The sequence below is a fragment of the Pseudomonas sp. SYWMCR5 genome (assembly GCF_057197165.1).
This window is the reverse complement of record NZ_JBXUNH010000005.1, coordinates 312,570-332,094: the sequence shown is the minus strand read 5'-3', so window position 1 is coordinate 332,094 and position 19,525 is coordinate 312,570. Positions and strand designations below refer to the sequence as shown.

Genomic DNA, 19,525 nt, shown 5'->3' with positions numbered 1-19,525 from the left:
ATGCACAGGCATGGCGCACAGCAACTGGACGCCACGTCGGCGCGCTTCGCCCTCTGGGCGCCGGATGCGCGCAACGTGAGCGTGGAAATCGAGCGGCAGCCGTCTGTCGAGCTGCTGTCCGAGGGAGATGGCTGGTTCAGCGGTATCGCTCCCTGCCAGGCGGGTGATCGCTACCATTTCAGGATCGACGGCCACCTGAAGGTGGCCGACCCGGCGTCGCGCTACCAGCCCGACGGCGTGCACGGTCCCAGTGAAGTCGTCGATCTCCAGCGTTACGGCTGGCAGCACCCTTGGCGCGGCCGCCCATGGCACGAGGCGGTGATCCAGGAACTGCACGTGGGCCTGCTCGGCGGCTATGCAGGTGTTTCCCAGCAGCTGCCACGCCTGGCGGAACTGGGTATCACCGCCATCGAGCTGATGCCGATCAACCAGTTCCCCGGCGAGCGAAACTGGGGCTACGACGGCGCCCTGCCCTTCGCCCCGCACAACGCTTACGGCAGCCCGGATCAATTGTGCGCACTAATCGACCAGGCCCATGGCCACGGGCTGATGGTGATGCTCGATGTGGTCTACAACCACTTTGGCCCTGACGGCAATTACCTGCCGCAGTACGCCAGCCGGTTCTTCCGTGAAGACCGCCAGACCCCCTGGGGCGCCGCCATCGACTTTCGCCGTGCAGAAGTACGCGAGTTCTTCATCCAGAACGCCCTGATGTGGCTGTGCGACTACCGCTTCGATGGGCTGCGCCTGGACGCCGTGCACGCCATCGACCAGCCGGACTTTCTCGTCGAACTGGCCCGCCGCGTGCGCGCCGCTGTCGAGCCGGGCCGCGAAGTGTGGCTGGTGCTGGAGAACGAACACAATCAAGCGGCGCTGCTCGAGCAAGGCTTCGACGCGCAGTGGAACGATGACGGCCACAACGCCCTGCACGTGCTGCTCACGGGCGAGACCGAAGGCTACTACGCCGACTACAAGCACCGCCCGATCGAGCAACTGGCCCGCTGCCTGAGCGAAGGCTTCGTGTTTCAGGGCGAGCCCAATCGCCATGGCACACCCCGTGGCGAGCCCAGCGCTCACTTGCCACCGAGTGCCTTCGTGCTGTTCTTGCAAAACCACGACCAGATCGGCAACCGCGCCCTTGGCGAGCGTCTCAGCCGCCTGTGCCCGCCCCCGGCGCTGCGGGCCGCCACCGGCCTGTTGCTGCTGGCGCCGATGATCCCGCTGCTGTTCATGGGTGACGAAGAAGGCAGCTGCCAGCCGTTCCTGTTCTTCACCGATTTCCACGATGAGCTGGCCGATGCCGTGCGCGAAGGTCGGCGCGGCGAATTCGCCCACTTCGCAGCCTTCGCCGACCCCGAGAAGCGCGCGCACATACCCGACCCCAACGCCCTGCAAACCTTCGAAGCCTCACGCCCGGTCAACACACAAGTGCTCGCTGGCTGGCACGGCCTCTATCACCAACTGCTGGATATCCGCCATCGCCAGATCGTCCCGCGCCTGGTGGGCAGCCGCGCACTGGGCGTCGAAGTGCTCGGCGACAAAGCCCTCAGCGCCCGCTGGCGACTGGGCGACGGCTGCGAGTTGCGCATCGATTTGAACCTTGGCGCATCTGCGCAGCCCATTACTTTGCCGGGCATAGATACACGCCTGTTCGACAGCAGTGACAACGCCCATCCAGACTCCACCCTGGCCGCGTACAGCTGCGTGGTCAGCCTGCTTCCCTCTCGCCTGGAGACGCCATGAGCGAAATGCCCCTGCACCGTCTCGCCGCCCGCGCGGGCCTTGCCCGCGACTGGATAGACGCGAACGATCGTCCCCAGCAGGTATCTGACGAGGCTCTGCGCCGGGTTCTGCAAGGGCTTGGCCATCCGGCCGAGGATGACGCTGCCATCGCGCGCAGCCTGGCCGCCCTGGAGCAGCTCGAGGACAGCGAGCACCTGCCGCCACTGCTCACCGCCGACCTTGGCCAGCCGCTGGCCCTGGCACGCTGGTTCAGCCCAAACAGCCCGGTACGTTGCACCCAGGAAGACGGCAGCGTGCACGCGCTGACCCTCGACCCACTGGCACAACTGCCCGGCGAACTGCCTATCGGCTACCACCGCCTGGAAATCGATGACCGACAGGTCACCATCGCCGTCGCGCCGCCGCGTTGCCACAGCCTGCAGGACGGCACCGAGCAACACCCTCCGCGTTGCTGGGGCCTGGCCGTGCAACTCTACAGCCTGCGCCGCCCTGGTGACGGTGGCTATGGCGACTGCCTGGCCCTGGAGCAACTGGCGCGCAGTGCGGCAGAGCGAGGCGCCGATGCGCTGGCGATCAGCCCGATCCATGCGTTGTCGATGTACGACCAACAGCACTTCAGCCCCTACTCACCATCCAGCCGCCTGTTGCTCAACACGCTCTACGCCAGCCCCTCGGTACTGCTCGGCGAGCGCGAGGTGCGCATGGCGGCCGAAGCTGCGGGCCTGACCCAGAGCCTCGAAGACCTGGAGCAGACGTCGCTGGTCGACTGGCCGCGCGCGGCCGATGTGCGGCACAAGCTGCTCAAGGCGCTGTATGCAGATTTCAGCCAGAGGGAACACCCCCTGCGCCCGGACTTCGACAGCTTTCGCCAGTCCGCTGGCCAAGCCCTGGAGCACCATTGCCATTTCGAAGTGCTGCAGGCCGAAGCCGTGGAGCAAGGCCTGGGCGCCGACTGGCGCGCATGGCCGGACGCCTGGCGCAGCCCCGATGAGCCGGAAGTGCAGGCCATGGCTGCGGCCTACCCGGCGCTGGTGGAGTTTCATGCCTTCTGCCAATGGCTCACCGAGCGCAGCCTGCAACGCGCCCAGGATGCCGCGCGCAGCAACGGCATGGGCATCGGCTTGATCGCTGACCTGGCGGTGGGTGCCGACGGTGCCGGCAGCCAGGCCTGGAGCCGCCAGGACGAACTGCTGGCCGACCTCAAGGTCGGCGCGCCGCCCGACATTCTCAATCGTTCGGGCCAGGACTGGGGCATCTGCGCCTTCTCGCCCGACGGCCTCAAGCGCAACGGCTACCGTGCCTTCATCGAAATGCTGCGAGCCAATCTCGCCCACGCCGGCGGCCTGCGCATCGACCACGTGATGGGGCTGCGCCGCCTGTGGCTGATCCCGCGCGGCGCCAAGCCGAGCGAGGGGGCGTATCTGAACTACCCCGTCGAAGACCTGCTGCGCCTGCTGGCGCTCGAATCGACACGCCATCAGGCGGTGATCCTCGGCGAAGATCTCGGCACCGTACCGCCCGGGCTGCGTGAGCAACTGGCGGACAAGGGCGTGCTGGGCATGCGCGTGCTGCCGTTCGAGCAGACCTCGCCCGGCCACTTCAAACCGATCCTCGACTGGCCCGATACCGCCCTGGCCACCACCGGCACCCACGACCTCGCCCCGTTGGCCGGCTGGCTGCGAGCACGGGACATCGACTGGAACCACCGCCTGCAACTGATCGACGCCGCCACCGAACTGCACTGGCGGCATGAGCGCGAGCAGGAGATTCACGGCCTGCGCCGCAGCCTGGAAGCGAACTATGGCCCTTTGAAGGGTAACGACGCCTTGATCGACACCGCCATCCGTTATGTCGGCCACACCCGCGCACCGCTCGTGCTGGTCCCACTCGAAGACCTGCTTGGCAGCGACGAACAACCCAACCTGCCTGGCACCACCGACGGCCACCCCAACTGGCGTCGACGCTTCGCCCTGCCCGTCAGCGAACTGCTCGACGACGAGGATGCCGCACGTCGCCTGGAACTGCTGGCGCAGGCCCGCGAACAAGCCTGGGAGCGCGACCGATGAAGCCCTTGACCGCCACCCAGCGCCTGCAGTTTCACAGCGACTTCACCCTCGACGATGCCGTGCCACTGGTGCCCTACTTCGCCCGGCTGGGCATCAGCCACCTGTACGCCTCGCCCATACTCAAGGCCCGCGCCGGCTCCCGACACGGCTACGACGTGGTCGATCCGACCCAGGTCAATCCCGAGCTGGGCGGCGAAGCGGCGCTGCAGCGGCTGGTGGCCGCGCTGCGCCAGCACGGCATGGGGCTGATCCTCGACACCGTGTCCAATCACATGGCCGTGGGCGGTGCCGACAACCCCTGGTGGCAGAGCCTCCTGGCCTGGGGGCGGCGCAGCCCCTACGCCGAATTCTTCGATATCCAGTGGCACTCCAGCGACCCGCTGCTGGCTGGCCAGTTGCTGCTGCCGTTCCTGGGCAACGACTATGGCATTGCCCTGCAGAATGGCGAGATTCCGCTGACCTTCGACGCTGAGCACGGGGTGCTGCAGATCGAGCACTACGAGCACCGTTTCCCGATCTGTCCGCTGGATTACGGACGGATCCTCAGCCAGAGCGATGCCCCCTCGCTGCAGGCGCTGGGCACGCGCTTCGGCGCCTTGGGCGACTCCACCGACCCACTGGCCGAGAGCCTGCCATTGCACGCGGAACTGGCCCACCTGGTACGCGAGGGCGCTCACCTGGAGCAGGCCCTGGCCGCCTTCGACAGCCACAGCGAAGCGGGCTTCAAGCGCCTGCACCTGCTGCTCGAGCGCCAGACCTACCGCCTGGCCAGTTGGCGCACCGCCGCCGACGACATCAACTGGCGACGTTTCTTCGACATCAACGAACTCGGCGGCCTGCGTGTGGAGCGAGCGACGGTGTTCGAAGCGACCCACGCCAAGCTGTTCGAGCTGATCGCTCGCGGCCTGGTCGATGGCCTGCGCATCGACCATATCGACGGCCTGGCCGACCCTCGCCGCTACTGCCGCAACCTGCGCCGCCGTGTCGATCACTTGCTGGTCCTGCGTCCACCAGAAGCGGCACTCGAGCATTTCCCGATCTACGTGGAAAAGATCCTCGGTGCCGACGAGCACCTGCACCAGGACTGGCTCACCGACGGCACCACCGGCTACGAGTTCATGAACCAGGTCTCGCTGCTTCAGCACGACCCGTCCGGCGAAGTGCCGTTGACCGACCTCTGGCGCAACGTCAGCGAGCGCCCCGAGTTCGACGAGGAAGTGCGCATCGCAAGACGTCTGGTACTCAATGCCAGCCTGGCCGGTGACTGCGAGTCGGTGGCCCAGGCGCTGTTGCAGGTCGCCCGCGACGATCTGATGACCCGCGACCTCACCCTCGGCGCAATCCGTCGTGCCCTGCAGGCGCTGGTCGAGCACTACCCGGTGTACCGCACCTACATCAATGCCTGTGGCCGTCCCCAGCAGGATGAGGCGTTCTTCCAGCGCGCCCTGGAAGGTGCCCGGCAGTCGCTCGGCGAAGCCGACTGGCCATTGCTCGAACACTTCGAGCGCTGGCTCGGCGGACAGCCCTGGCGTCAGTTGCCTGTCGGCCGTGCCCGCAAGCACCTGCGCCATGCGTGCGTGCGCTTCCAGCAACTGACCGCACCCAGCGCCGCCAAGGCGGTCGAGGACACCGCGTTCTACCGCAGCGCCCGCCTGCTCTCGCGCAACGACGTGGGCTTCGAGGCCGAGCGGTTCAGCACCACACCTGCGCAGTTCCACAACGAAGCGCAGCGCCGCCTGCGCGACTTCCCGGATAACCTGCTGGCCACTGCCACCCACGATCACAAGCGCGGCGAAGACTGTCGCGCGCGCCTGGCGGTGCTCAGTGAACACAGCCAGTGGCTCGCCAGCCGCGTCGAGCACTGGCGCGAACTGGCCGAGCCGCTGCGTGAAACCCTCGAAGACGGCCCGGCACCCAGCCCCGGCGATGAGTTGCTGCTGTTCCAGACCCTGCTCGCCAGTTGGCCCATGGAGCTGGGCCGTGACGACCCGAAGGGGCTCGAGCACTTTGCCGAACGTGTGCGCCAGTGGCAGCAGAAAGCCCTGCGCGAAGCCAAGCTGCGCAGCAGCTGGGCCGCCCCCAACGAGTGCTACGAACAGGCCTGCGCCCGCTACCTCGATGGCCTCTTGCTCGACCGCGAAAACCAGCAACTGCGCCACTCGCTCGCCGACGCCGCCGCGCGCATCGCCTGCCCCGGTGCGCTCAATGGCCTGGTCCAGTGCCTGCTGCGCATGACCACGCCGGGTGTTCCTGACCTGTACCAGGGCAACGAATACTGGGACTTGAGCCTGGTTGACCCGGACAACCGCCGCCCAGTGGACTACCCGGCAAGACGCGCCAGCCTGGACGCCAGCCTGCCCGAGGCCGAGCTGCTCGAACACTGGCGCGACGGACGCATCAAGCAGGCCTTGATCGCCCGCGTGCTGGACCTGCGCCAAGCGCATCCCGAGCTGTTCCTGCGCGGTGCCTACCTGCCGCTCAACGCCCAGGGTCGCCACGCCGACAAGGTGCTGGCCTTCGCCCGCCTCGGTGAGGGCGAGCGTGCCATCGTCATCGTGCCACGGCTGGCCAGCAGCTTGCTGGACGCGGCCCCGATCCCCCTGATCCCAGCACAGAACTGGGACGATACCCGGCTGATCCTGCCGTTTGCCTTGTCGCCTGCCACTTGCACGGGACTTTTCGCACACACCGCTGTCAGCCCTTCTAGGGAGCTGATGCTGAGCAATGTGCTGTCGGAATTTCCGCTCAACCTGTTGATTGAACATGCATGAACTTCAGGAGCGTCGAAATGAGTGTCGATGAAAAGCGTATCCGCGAATTCGCCTACCAGATCTGGGAGTCGGAGGGTAAACCGGTAGGCCAGGAAGAGCGCCACTGGGAGATGGCCCACAAGCTGGCCGAAGCCGAGGCCCTGGCGCCGAAGGCCGCACCACGCAAGAAGGCCCCGGCCAAGCCCAAGGCACCTGCCGAACCCAAGGCCGCCGCGCTGCCGGCGGGCAAGCCTGTGGCCGAGAAGAAACCACGGGCGCCACGCAAGCCCGCCGCCGGCTGATATCCGCCTGCAGCTCAACCCATGACCTGTGGGAGCGGTTGTCTTGTTAAACATCCAAAGGCCAGCCCCTCCCTGTGGGAGCGGGCTTGCCCGCTCCCACAGCGCACTGCCGAATTGAATTCACCTGGCCCGACGAGGACTGCCATGAACCCACGCACGCCGAAGAAAACCCGTTCCGTCGCGCCCACCCGGATTCGCGAGGGCCTGCCCTTCCCGCTCGGCGCCACCTGGGACGGACTGGGCGTCAATTTCGCGCTGTTCTCCGCCAACGCCACCAAGGTCGAGCTGTGCATCTTCGACGCGACCGGCGAAAACGAGCTCGAGCGCATCGAGCTGCCCGAATACACCGACGAGATCTACCACGGTTACCTGCCCGACGCGCATCCGGGGCTGGTCTATGGTTATCGCGTGCACGGCCCCTACGAGCCCCAGAACGGTCACCGCTTCAACGCCAACAAACTGCTGATCGACCCCTACGCCAAGCAACTGGTGGGCGAGCTGAAATGGTCCGAGGCGCTGTTCGGCTACACCCTGGGGCACCCCGACGACGACATGTCGTTCGATGAACGCGACAGCGCCCCCTTCGTGCCCAAGTGCAAGGTCGTCGACCCGGCCTTCACCTGGGGTCGCGACCAGCGGGTACAGATTCCCTGGGAGCAGACCGTCATCTACGAGGCCCACGCCCGTGGCATCAGCATGCGCCATCCGGCAGTGCCCGAGCATCTGCGCGGCACTTTCGCGGGGCTTGCCAACGACGCGCTGCTGGCCCACATCAAGGACCTGGGCGTTTCCAGCATCGAGCTACTGCCCGTGCACGCCTTCGTCAACGACCAGCACCTGCTGGACAAGGGCCTGAACAACTACTGGGGCTACAACACCCTGGCCTTCTTCGCCCCCCATCCCAAGTACCTGGCCAGTGGCAAGATCGCCGAGTTCAAGGAGATGGTCGCGCACGTCCACGAGAAGGGCCTGGAAGTGATCCTCGATGTGGTCTACAACCACACCGCCGAGGGCAACGAGCGTGGCCCGACCCTGTCCATGCGCGGTATCGACAACGCCTCCTACTACCGCCTGATGCCTGACGACAAACGCTTCTACATCAACGATTCGGGCACCGGCAATACCCTCGACCTGAGCCACCCCTGCGTACTGCAACTGGTCACCGACTCACTGCGCTATTGGGCAGGCGAGATGCATGTGGACGGTTTCCGCTTCGACCTGGCGACCATCCTGGGTCGCTATCACGACGGCTACAGCGAACGTCACAGCTTCCTCGTCGCCTGCCGCCAGGACCCGCTGCTGCGCAGCGTCAAGCTGATCGCCGAGCCCTGGGACTGCGGCCCCGGCGGCTACCAGGTGGGCAACTTCGCCCCCGGCTGGGCGGAATGGAATGACCGCTTCCGCGATACCGCTCGCGCCTTCTGGAAAGGTGACGAGGGCCAACTGGCCGATTTTGCCGCGCGCCTGACAGGCTCCGGCGACATGTTCAACAACCGCGGCCGGCGCCCTTACGCCTCGGTCAATTTCATCACCGCCCACGATGGTTTCACCCTGCGCGACCTGGTCTCGTACAACGAGAAGCACAACGAGGACAACGACGAGAACAACCAGGACGGCACCAGCAACAACCTGTCCTGGAACTGCGGCGTCGAAGGCCCCACCGACGACCCGCAGATCAATGCCTTGCGCATGCGCCAGATGCGCAATTTCTTCGCCACGCTGCTGCTGTCCCAAGGCACGCCGATGATCGTCGCGGGTGATGAATTCAGCCGCACCCAGCATGGCAACAACAACGCCTACTGCCAGGACAGCGAGATCGGCTGGGTCAACTGGGACCTGGACGAGGACGGCACGCAACTGCTGGCCTTCGTCAAGCGTCTGACCCGGCTCAGGCTACAGTACCCGGTGCTGCGCCGTACGAGCTTCCTGGTCGGCGACTACAACGAGGCGATCGGAGTCAAGGACGTCACCTGGCTCGCTCCCGACGGCAGCGAGATGAGCGTGGAGCAGTGGGAAGACCCGCACGGGCGTTGCCTGGGCATGCTGATCGACGGCCGCGCGCAAGTCAGCGGGATTGCCCGGCCAGGAGCGGAAGCGACGGTGCTGCTGATCGTCAATGCGCACCATGACGTGGTGCCGTTCAAGCTGCCGAGCGTACCTGAAGGCGAACACTGGAGTTGCCTGGTCGATACCGATCGGCCGCAGTTGCGCAAGGCACAGCACCTGGCGTTCGAGAGCCTGTTCGAGGTACAGGGCCGCTCGGTGCTGTTGCTGGTGTTGCAGCGCGAAGAGGAATGACCAGCCAGCGATACCCACCCCCGCCCGCGTGACCATTGCCGATGGGCTGCGCGGCAGCCCATCGGCACGTTGCTCGAGCCACATCGATGGCCCGAGGCCCGCGCCTCAATGCAAAGTACTGCGCGCCTTGAGCCGTGCCCGCTCGATGACCTCCTGCCAGGTATCGTTTTCGTCCTCCGATACCTTGAACCAGGGGTATACCTGCACGCGCTGCTCGTAGTTCGCCCACTCGCCTTCGACATCCTCGCCATTGGCGCGCACGATCCTGCATTGGCGGCCCAACGCATCGTAAAAATGCGTGTCGGCATAGATGCCTTCACGCGCACTGTCGTCGCTGACCCAGCGCCAGTCGTCGAGGTAGAACGGCAACCACATTCGAACCGCCTGCCCTTTGTTGTCGAACTCGGTCTTGCCGGTGACCGCCCAGCGCACCTCGGTGTGAGCCGACACCGCGTGCCCATCCTGATCCTGGGCAAGGCCTCCCTCCTCGGTACGCACGAACGCCTCGCCGCCCGGATTGAGGATGGCGACCTGCAACAACTGCGAGCCGCCTGTCAGCGACACCTGCACGCGCACCTGTTGCTCGGGATCGTTGTCATAACGGTCGGGCTGGATCTGGATCACATGGGGTGGCGTGCGCCCGGCCATGAACAGCTCGCCAGACACCTCTATGCCATCCCGACGCAAACGCTGCGCATCCCGCTGCCAGGCCAATGCACCGCAACGGCGGGTGCCCACGACATGACCATCGGCCTGCAGCGCCAAGGGCATCCAGCTGTCGACCACGGTGGTGAGTGCCATGGCCACCGGCACCCCTTTGCTCTCGTTGAGGGCCACGGCCTGCTCGACCGTGCGAGGGGGCGTGAAGGCAGCATCGGGGGAGAAGCCGCTCATGACGGCTTCATCGCTGCCTGCCGGGGTTTCGGTACCATAGAAACGGGTATGCATCACCCGCCCCAGAGCATCGAGGCTGCTGGTGTGGGTGTTGTCATTGGCGTCCTTGATCTGCACTGGCTGCATGAAGCGCCAGTCATACACCTCGACAGTGGAGGTCAGACCGGCAGCATCGGTCACTTTGCACACGGCGATGTCATGGGCGCTGTACTGCAGTTGGCTGGGGCCAGTCACCGTGCTTTCCTGGACGGTGTCGGGCATCCAGAAATGCTCGGCGCCACGATACTCCGAAATGCCGTGGTGGCCGCAGTACGCCTCTTCGACTGGCGGCGACCACGGAATCGAAGGCGCGCCTGTATCGGAGGGATCGTGCGGCTCGGCCAGTTCTTCGGCATCCTCCGGTCGGCTCATGGCGACATAGCCGCCACGCTTGAGCAGCTCGGTCAGGGATTCGGCCTGCACCCGGGTGTCCAGCAAGTGTTGGACGTCTGCCAACCATGCCTGGAGCTGGACTGGGTGGGATGGATCACCACCGCGCATCGCAAGATTGGCCAGCACAACTCGCCAGAACACGCTGTCAGCACCGGTCACGGCCAGTCCGTCCGCCACTGCGCCATGCAGGCGCTGCAGATCCGCACTGCCTTGCGCCTGGCCGGCGAACCATGCCACCACCGCTGGCAGGGCCGCATCGGCCACACGGCTCTGCTTGCGCAACGCCGCCTGCAAGCCCTCCGGCAACACCGCAGCGTCGGCCTGGTACAGCCGCTCGCGCAAGGCATCCACCGAAATCACGGTCTTGAGCGCCGCGCGCAGAATCCCGAGCGCCTGCTCGTCCTGGGGCGAGCACTGCAGATAAGCCATCAGCAGTGAGTACGAGGTCGCAACCGCCGTCACGTGCGGCAGGCGATCGCGCACCCGGCGCAGCACTGCCGGGTCGGCATTCGGGTTGGCCAGCGCCTGCTCCACCAGATTGCCCAAGGTCTGCTCGAAGGTCGGCCGCAGGACATCCAGTGAAGCCTTGTCGAGCATCGCCGTGCGGGTATAGGCCAGCAGTGCCTGACGCGAAGGGACCGTCGCGGCGCCTGAGCCATCGGCTTTCCGCCAGATCGCCTTCTCGTAGCCGACCAGCGTCGTCCTCTGCGGATCGGCCATCAGCAGTTCATCCACTGCCAGGTTCTCTACACTGAAACCGTCCATGGGCACGTCGCTGGCCGCCAGCTTGATCACATCCCGGCGCGTGCCATCCGCCAGACCGATGACAAAGTCATCGCCACGGACCAGATTGTGCACGCGGGAGCGGGTCAGATTGACCCAACAGTCGTACTGCTGCTCATCGCAACTTGCCTCGATCAAGCCCGCCGGCAAGCTGTCGGGATAGATCTGCCGCTCACCCTCCTCCTTGACCAGGTCCGCCTCGCGCAACTGACGCGGATAGTTGACGACAGCGCTTTGCAGCACGTTGCCATACAAGTCCTGGGCGAGAACGAGCGTCTGGGCGACCACCGGGTCCTGCGGCACCCGTTCACAACTGAATGCCAGCTGCTGGACCGGCGTCACCAGCGCACTCGGTCGCTGAGGATCGGCACTGGCCAAGGCCCGGATCTGCAGGCGCGAGCGCTCGAGGCTGTAGGGGTTGCCGGCACGCGGATGGCCGTCTTCCCCGTACACCTCACTGCGCATGACCTGGCCACGGACCGCGCGGTACAACCAGGCGCGCAGCGCCCCCGTTACCTCGAGCGCCTCCTCTGCATCGTCACGCCATTGGGTGAAACGCGGTGGAGCCTGAGGGAATCGGGCATCCATGTCGACAAAGGCGTCGTCAGGCACCGCATCGAGCGCCTCCACCCCAGTGTAGAACCAGGTGCAGGTACGCGAGGGCGGCGACAGATGGGCGGCCATCGACCGGACCATGTCATGGGTGTCGGTCTGGATCAGGCGCCTGAACCCGGCAAATTCACGTTCGCGGCCATCCCACACGCCGCCGAGATAGGTAGTCTCGCGACCCATGCACAAACCGGTAATTTCATTGATCGTCGTGATCCGGCTCACGGTATGGACCGGGAACGGCAAGTAGCTGACCGGCGTCTGGCCGCGGGCCAGTTGCTCGGCCTTTTCGTCGAGCCAGGCCTGGGCCGAGCTGCGGTACTGCAACTCGGTGCGGTTGCCGATGTTGTCGACGATGGTCGACAGCAACCACGGCCGGTGGTCGTTGAAGCGGTACAGCCAACTGCGGGGTGTTTTTTCAGGGCCATGGCCCGGCACCGTCACCAGCAAGTCGGCAGTCCCCTGGCCACGGATGTCGGCCACCTGCAGCTGGGCTTCATTGCCCAGCGTCACCCCCTGCGGCATCTCGATCGCAGGCCCCTCGACGAAACGGTTGCCGCACTGGCTGATGAACACACGGATACGGGCGGGTTCCAGGTAAAGGATATCGGTGGTGCCCGCACCGTCGGTATCGGCGAGGAACACCCGCGAGGCGTTGAAATCCTCCACCTTGAAACCCGGGATACTGATGGCCTCGTCGAACCGGCCATAGCCCAGGGACGGCCAGAGCGTCACACTGTCGCCAGTGATGCGCAGCAGGTGCGACTGGCCACTGCCGGCAGGATCGGCGAAGGCGACCAGTTGCCGGTCGGCCCCATCCAGTGATGGCAGCGCTTCGCGCCCCGCGTACTCTGCAGTGACCGCCGCCAGCCAGCCGTCGGCGCCTGCGGAGGGATATAGCCGTACGCTCCGTGGGCCGAGGGCGCGCAGCATGACCACATCGGAGCGGCCGTCGCCGGTGAGATCAGTCATCTGCGCAGCCTGATGGCCATACTCGCTGGGCAAGCCCAACAGCGGTTTCCACGCCCCCCAGATACCGTCGGGCGCCAGCGTGAAACTGCCACGCATTCCCGATTCGGTGATCAACCACTCGGGGCGGCCATCGCCATCCAGGTCGGTCAGGCTGCCGGTGCTATCGGCCGGACGCTTGGGCAAGAGCTGCGGCGCCCCCCAGATGATCGCATCCTGCGCCGCGCCTCGGGCCTTGTCCGGGCGCATCGGCGGCCGGTAATGCCAGGCGCCCCGATCCCGGTACAACAGCCCTGGCACGCCTTCACCCTGCAAGTCGGCCATCTGCCATGCAGGGGCCCAGAAGCCGTCGAGCGCTGGCACCGCTTCCCAACCGGGCGTAGCTCTGCCAGGTCGGGTCAGCTCGAACTCCATCGGCGGCAAGCGACAGTCGGATACGCTCGACAGTTGTTGCACCGACACCAGAATGCTGCAGACCGGGCCGCTGTCGTACTGCAGGTGCAGCCGTGCCACCAGCTCTGGCGTGTCGTCGGCCTCGCCGTTCATGCGTGCGGTGCGGTGCCAGAGCAGCACATCGCGGCACAGCCGGCGGATGCGCACGTTGAACCCATAGCGCCAGAACGAATGGCAGTCGTCGCGCACCGGCCAATCCTGCTCCGGCGCAAGCCCAGGCACCCGCTCGGGGTCGGCGCCGCGCTCGCCATAGTCGAATTGGGTGAAGGTGAGAAAATCCGTCTCGTCGAAGCCGTCCTGGGGAATCAGCAGCGCCTGCGAAGGCGTGGCGTTCATGGCATAGACAGTATCGGCATAGAGGTTGGCGACCTGCGGGTGGGCCTTGAGCTCCTGGTCGCTGCAGCCTTTGTCGTCTTCGGCGCGATAGCGGTACACCAGGTGCTCGCCACGGGCCGAAACGCGCTCCTCCAGGTACCAGCCCGCCACACGTTCAGGGGCTGCGGGATCGCGCAGACGTGCAGAGGCCGACCAGCCGAACAACGAAAGGCTGCCATCGGGCTGCCAGTGCAGCCAGAAACCAGGGTCAGCCGCAGCGCCTTTGACGACCCAATGCTCAAGACGCTGCGATGGCGCGCCGCTGCGCAGGCACCAAGGGGTGACGCTGTAGGTCTCACCACCAGAGGCCTCCAGGTGCTGACGGCATGCTTATTGAGAACCCAGGGCCCCGACCAGCATGTTGTCGATTTATCGCCTTGCCGATGTAGGAGTTCCACTTTCGGCAAACGGATACTTTCAACAGTCCCATTGACTCGGTTTCGCGTGCTCTGCAGCGGCAGGCCCGACGCTTCATCGATAATGACCGTGAAACCCATGCCTTCACGGATGTACTCCTTGGAGAGTGGACGCGAAAGTTCCGGTAACGCGAAATTTGTCATACCCGAAAACATGTTGGGGTACCACGTTCCACTAAAATCGGACCGTTTCAATACCGCCAGGGTCTTACCATCATGCTGGATTGTGATGGACTCAAAGTTCGGGGCACCATGCGTGACGGCGATAAAATTAAGTTGCGTTTCGCCTCGTGATTCAATGGCGTATAGTCGGAAGTCCACGTAAAGACCGTAGTAATCCCAACCAATTTCGTCAAACAACAGGGCCAATGTCTGAAAACGCATGCGCAACTCGCTGGAGCGTGCACGTACTCGCAGTGAAGGCGCCGTCGGGCCCTGCTCGAGTACAGCATCGAGTGCAATATGAGGGTTGCCACTCGGCTTGATGCTTTTCACCGCAGCATCGACCGCTGCAATACGCTGCGAAAAGGCCAAGCGGCTCGCGCTACCTGTGAATCGTCGAGAAAGGGCTGCGCTGTTGATAGGATCGATAGCGGGTGCGGTGCCACGTTTCAAGACATCCCGTTGAAGGCTGAATCTCTCCTCCCAGGCGTCATTGTCCGACGTATCGTGAACAGCAACGAACAGTTGATCGTCATCCCCGTTCACGCGCCCAAGCGCAACCGCCATCACCCTGAAATTCTTCACTTTAGAGGGTATCTGCGACGAGTCGTCAGAATCGGTAACTTCGACGCCGTGCTGCCACAGTCGCTCCGGCGTAGTCCACTGGTTATCGAGCCCAAGGTGAATGATGTCCAAGGTCAGCGCATACGAACGCTTGTTGCTTTCTTCACCATTCGCACCGAGGACCTTTGTCGGTGCAGTGAAGTACCACCAGATCACGTGCAACCGACCACCGAACAACACCGGACACATCTGCAACATTGTCGTGCCCGGCGGAATGCTCACGGGGATGCCATCGGAAGTGGCGATATGGATGTCATACTCCACCGTGCTGATGCCATCGGCCAACGGCCAGCTCCCCATCTTCCTGTACTGCCGCATCACCGCATCGGGAAGCACGTCGAACGCAAGATCCTTGCTGTGATAGGCCTCTGCGGTTTCATCGGCAGTACTGAGGGTCACGGTCACCTTCACCCGCCCAGCCGTACCGACCTGCAGTACGGCTCGACCCAGCCCGGCTCCATCACTGGTTTTGTCGGCGCTGACCAGTTCGCCCCCTTCAAGCAACCAGGACATCGCCTGGCCAGCGACCGGCTCGCCATCAAGCCCCAGGACCCTGGCCTGAACCGTGATCGGCTCATCCACGACCAACGCAGATTGCAGTACGAGCGAACTGATGTAGGGTCTGTCGGCAAAGCCAATCTGAACCACAGTGACGTCATCGGGCTTGCCTGCGTACCACGCGCGGACCTCGCCCGTGCCTGCCTCCCGGCTTCTTAGCGCAATCCGGCTGTAGCCGGTGTGGTCAGTCAAGGTTTCACCGATGTTGTCCACAAAGTAGCCGATGGTGGTGGACCAGTTGACCAGACGATCCACCCCATCATTGTCATAACGGTCGACGAGCAGGGCAGCCAAGCGATAAATGCCTTGTCCGCCTGCGAGCTCCAGAGGCGCCCTGGCACCTGGTTGTCCCTCGATCCTGATCAATCGCACCGTCTCTTCGTCACAGTCGATCACCACCGGCGGCGCGAATGCCTTGCCATCGAGCAGGTAGCTGGCCTGCACATGGGCACTGCCCAACTGCGTACCGGCCTGCAGTCGCACCTTGGCCACCCCCTCTTCATCGGTGTAGCTGGAATGGGACTGCAAAACCCCCAGATCGGTGGACCAGGTGACGCGAATACCTGAAACCGGCTCGTTCTGCATATCGAGCAGTTTCAAGGTCACCGTGGTTTCCTGATCAGGCGCCCTGGCGATCAGACGTGTTTCACTCACGGTGCAGCGCGTGGCCAGGCTCTGACGCAGCTCTGCCTCGTCCCGGCGTTGCGCGCTGTCACCGTCGAGGCTGCTGAGCATCTCTTGGGCGGCATCGCGGTAGTCCTGTGTGTCTGAATAGGCAGTCAGCTTGCTGAGTTTCATCAGTGATTCAGCGCTCAGCCCCGTGGTCTCGCTGAGCAGCTTGGTGTCGACCACGATGCGCAACTGGCTCAGATCGCGAATGATGCCATCGGGCGAAACCCGGGCCGCCACGTCCAGCACCTCACGGATCCCCCAACCCAACCAGGCCGAGATACGCTGGGCAGCCGCATCCCTGATCAGACGCTGTTCATTCGCGGTCAGGTCATGCAATCCCTCGATTGCCGAGAAATAGCCCAGCAGTTGTGCTTCCGTTTGCTTGGCCAGACGCAGGCCACGGGCGTAGCGATCGAGATGGTAGAGCGTGTGCAAGGACAAGTCGAAGGCGTCGATACCGAACCGTGCGCGGTGCGCGCGCATCAACAAGCTGGAGAACAACGTGGGCGTCAACTCGAAACGCGTCGCGATTTGTGCACAGCGCTGCATCCGCTGCACCAGCCCCAGCATGGCCTTCATGGCATCGGACTGGGATTGCTGCGGGTCGAAGGCCACCGCACTCTCCAGCAGTTGGTGCACTGTGCCCTCGGCCCAGTAGACCATCGGGATCGCCATGTCGGCATTGACCTTCAGAAGCTGTGAAAGACCCTGTTGAACGACGCCCCACTGCTGCGAACGAATGCGCAGGACCACGCCGAGAATAATGCCGGTCAGGCGCTCCTTTTCAGCGCTGTCCATATCGGGCAACTGGCTTTTGCCGGCGCTGGCCAACTGATCGACCGCCGCCTTGATTTCCCGCTCGGCAAATTGCTCGTACTGTTCCGGGTCGAAGTCCTGTTCGGGGTCGCCAGTGTCCGCCAGCAAGCCCTGCTCATCGACGACCTGTACCAAGGCTTTCAACCACTCACCTGCAGGTAGGGCCAGAACACCGGCATCCAGCAGGGCCTGCTCGAAGGCCTGGAAAGGTAGCAACTGAGTCTTGAGTTCGCCGAACAGTGCAGAGATTTCCTGGGGCACCACATCGGGCGTCTCGACCGGCAGCAACTGCTGCACCAGCCAGCTGATCGGCAGGTCCTGCTCCTGACACCAGAGCACGCAGTGGCTGATGGCATGGATGACGCTGAGGGTGTCGGTCTGGGCAAAACTGCGGTACATGGCATTTTGCGGTGCCCCCGCCAGTTGCAAGGCATAAAGCCCCTCGGGGCTCAGGGTTTCCAACAGTGCCAGCAGCTCGATGGTGGTAACCGAAAGCAGACGGGCCAGCATCGCTACACGGTAGAAGGCACTGACCACGCGCACAGAGCGCTGCAGCTTGTCGCCCCCTTGCCCCTGCATCAACACACGCGACAGGTAACGGAACGTCTCCAGGTTGATGCCCAGCCCGCGGCATAACTGGTCAACGGTACGTTTGCTCACGACATCGTCGCCCGAGAGGCTGAAGTCGCTACCGTCGAGCACCAGACGCGACGTGGGATCGCTGTTGAAGACCCGGTCGAAATGGCTCGCAGTCGCGCCAATGCCGTGAACAGCCATATCCGAGAGCAGCACGGAAAAGTCTTCAGCGCTACAGGCGAAGCGCTCTCGCAAGAACTGGAACAAACCCAAGGCCCGATGGGTATTGACCGTCATCCATAACGGCGAGTCATCGGACTTGATGCGCCTGACTTCGGCGACAGCGCGCTTTTCCGCATCAATTGCCGCACACACCACCTGGTCGGCCTGGGCATAGGTCAGATTCAACGCGCTGGCCACGCGCACCAGACGTTGGACCCGGTCAAACCGCATTTCGGACAAGTTTTCGAAGGTGTGCAGCTGTGGGTCCTGCGCATCGCTGACAACCCCAACCGGCGCTGCCTCGCCGCTGTTGATGAAGCGTGCGACGAACAGGGCCGGCGAAACCTGCTCGGCCAGCACATTGCTGGTCACGTTGTCCGAACGCGTGGGTGCATAGGCCGCCAGGCCGAACAGCGACTCCATCTCATCCTGACTGATCTGCACCGCCTGACAGAAGGTCACCACCTTTTGCAGGTACATGGCATTCGGCACTCCGAAGTTGTCCTCGAAGAACGCCTGATGCCGCTCCCCGGGCTCATCGGACTGTGTCTTCAGCCCACGACTCTGCGCCGCTGTGCCGAAGTAGGGTGGCTCGATCAGCAGGGCACGCAGCAGCGGGCCCAGCGTGGCTTCCTGCTGCAGCGCGGCATCGGACCAGGGTGAATGCGCACCGGGCTGGATGAAGTAAGGGTTGTCGATGTCCGACAGGCGTGCCACATCACCCATCAGCAGCGAGTTGTGCGACAGCACGGTACGGATCTGCGCCCAATACGCTTCATAGGGAAACTGCTTGATGGGATAGCGAACCTTGAGCAGCTTGTCTTCAGTGGCCGTGCGCTCACTGTCCGCTTGCTGGCGATGTTCTTCGATCAACTGTTCCAGGACATGGATGATCACCTGGACCTGCGGCAGTTCACGGTTCATGAACGCCTCATCGATCAGGCGCTCGAACAGATCAGGGCGCCGGGTTTTTAGCGTCAGGATCAGATCCGCATCGCCCTGGGCCTCGACGTGATCCTGGATGAACGTCAGTAGATCGATGAGGTAGGCCACTGGCGAGGTGGTGGCATCCACCGCCTGCGGATGTGCGTTGTTGCCCCAACTGGGCAAGAACTGATTTTCGAAGGTCGGGCCTCTGGATAAGTCCAGAGGGCCCTTTAGCTCATCTGAGGGGCGGCGCGCCCCGGCAATCAGGCGCTTTTCCCGGAAAGTACGCATCATCGCCGCTGCCGCAGCATTCAGACGCCCCTTCAGTCGCTGGGCTTCGTCGCTGTGCAAGCTCGGATAATGCGCCATCAGCGCATCGGTCGTCTTGCACTGCAGGCCAATGATCGAGTCTTGCTCCAGGGTCGCTGGGGTGAGTTTGACTTTGATTCCCGGCTCGGTGTCCAGCAGTCTGTCGAGTAGGCCAACTTGTTTGCGGCTCTGGCGTTTGGCCATGGTTTCCCCCTGGCGATCCTTGGCGTGAGCGAGCGAAGCGGGCCTGCGTTGCGCTGGCCCTTTCGTGGGTGTCACTGGATGCTAGGTACAAATACGCCCGAGCGAAACTGACAGAATTAGCAGGTAGCCAGTCGATCAAAGGGCCGCTAATACAGCCAAACCTGGCTAGCAATGTTTTGGCATAACCAAACCCAGACAAAGAACCCACATTACTAACCGAAGGACAATCACACGCTTATTCAACGCGTTACCCGTCACAACACAATTTTCTGATCGCACCAACCTTTTCTTGACGCAAGGCGCCAGCTCTCCTTAGCTGAACATATCGCCCACTGCGAAAACTTCGCGCCGAGCTCTCTGGCCCG

At 64.1% G+C, this 19,525-nt stretch carries 6 protein-coding genes and 1 pseudogene; 5 read left to right on the top strand and 2 right to left on the bottom strand.

All coding sequences use genetic code 11. The features are described from left to right. From treZ to glgX, 5 genes are all read left to right on the top strand, one after another. Entirely contained in the window at positions 1 to 1,743 is a 1,743-nt protein-coding gene (treZ, locus tag AC2CGW_RS15995) for a malto-oligosyltrehalose trehalohydrolase (RefSeq protein ID WP_186709730.1), read from the top strand. After that, positions 1,740 to 3,809, top strand: a complete 2,070-nt coding sequence (gene malQ, locus AC2CGW_RS15990) for a 4-alpha-glucanotransferase (RefSeq protein WP_484574287.1) — start codon at positions 1,740 to 1,742, stop codon at positions 3,807 to 3,809. Before treZ ends, malQ begins: the two co-directional genes overlap by 4 nt. Then, complete coding sequence (locus AC2CGW_RS15985) at positions 3,806 to 6,580, top strand: malto-oligosyltrehalose synthase (RefSeq protein ID WP_484574286.1); 2,775 nt, start codon at positions 3,806 to 3,808, stop codon at positions 6,578 to 6,580. Before malQ ends, AC2CGW_RS15985 begins: the two co-directional genes overlap by 4 nt. Positions 6,581 to 6,597: 17 nt before the next feature. Further along, positions 6,598 to 6,861: a DUF2934 domain-containing protein gene (locus AC2CGW_RS15980; protein WP_186669466.1), complete on the top strand. Its 264-nt coding sequence runs from the start codon at positions 6,598 to 6,600 to the stop codon at positions 6,859 to 6,861. Between the two features lie 144 nt (positions 6,862 to 7,005). Continuing rightward, positions 7,006 to 9,159: a glycogen debranching protein GlgX gene (glgX, locus tag AC2CGW_RS15975; RefSeq protein WP_484574285.1), complete on the top strand. Its 2,154-nt coding sequence runs from the start codon at positions 7,006 to 7,008 to the stop codon at positions 9,157 to 9,159. A gap of 105 nt (positions 9,160 to 9,264) precedes the next feature. Here the strand turns inward: glgX and AC2CGW_RS15970 are convergent, their stop codons facing one another. Then, positions 9,265 to 13,944, bottom strand: coding sequence for a SpvB/TcaC N-terminal domain-containing protein (locus tag AC2CGW_RS15970; RefSeq protein WP_484574309.1), 4,680 nt, complete (start codon positions 13,942 to 13,944; stop codon positions 9,265 to 9,267). Between the two features lie 4,235 nt (positions 13,945 to 18,179). Then, positions 18,180 to 18,938: pseudogene (locus AC2CGW_RS15965) on the bottom strand (Tc toxin subunit A); the annotation flags it as partial. Between the last annotated feature and the right edge of the window lie 587 nt (positions 18,939 to 19,525).

What these genes read in the sequence shown, in the direction of transcription:
- treZ (WP_186709730.1), top strand. Translation starts at nt 1, where the DNA reads ATGCACAGGCATGGCGCACAGCAACTGGACGCCACGTCGGCGCGCTTC.
- malQ (WP_484574287.1), top strand. Translation starts at nt 1,740, where the DNA reads ATGAGCGAAATGCCCCTGCACCGTCTCGCCGCCCGCGCGGGCCTTGCC.
- AC2CGW_RS15985 (WP_484574286.1), top strand. Translation starts at nt 3,806, where the DNA reads ATGAAGCCCTTGACCGCCACCCAGCGCCTGCAGTTTCACAGCGACTTC.
- AC2CGW_RS15980 (WP_186669466.1), top strand. Translation starts at nt 6,598, where the DNA reads ATGAGTGTCGATGAAAAGCGTATCCGCGAATTCGCCTACCAGATCTGG.
- glgX (WP_484574285.1), top strand. Translation starts at nt 7,006, where the DNA reads ATGAACCCACGCACGCCGAAGAAAACCCGTTCCGTCGCGCCCACCCGG.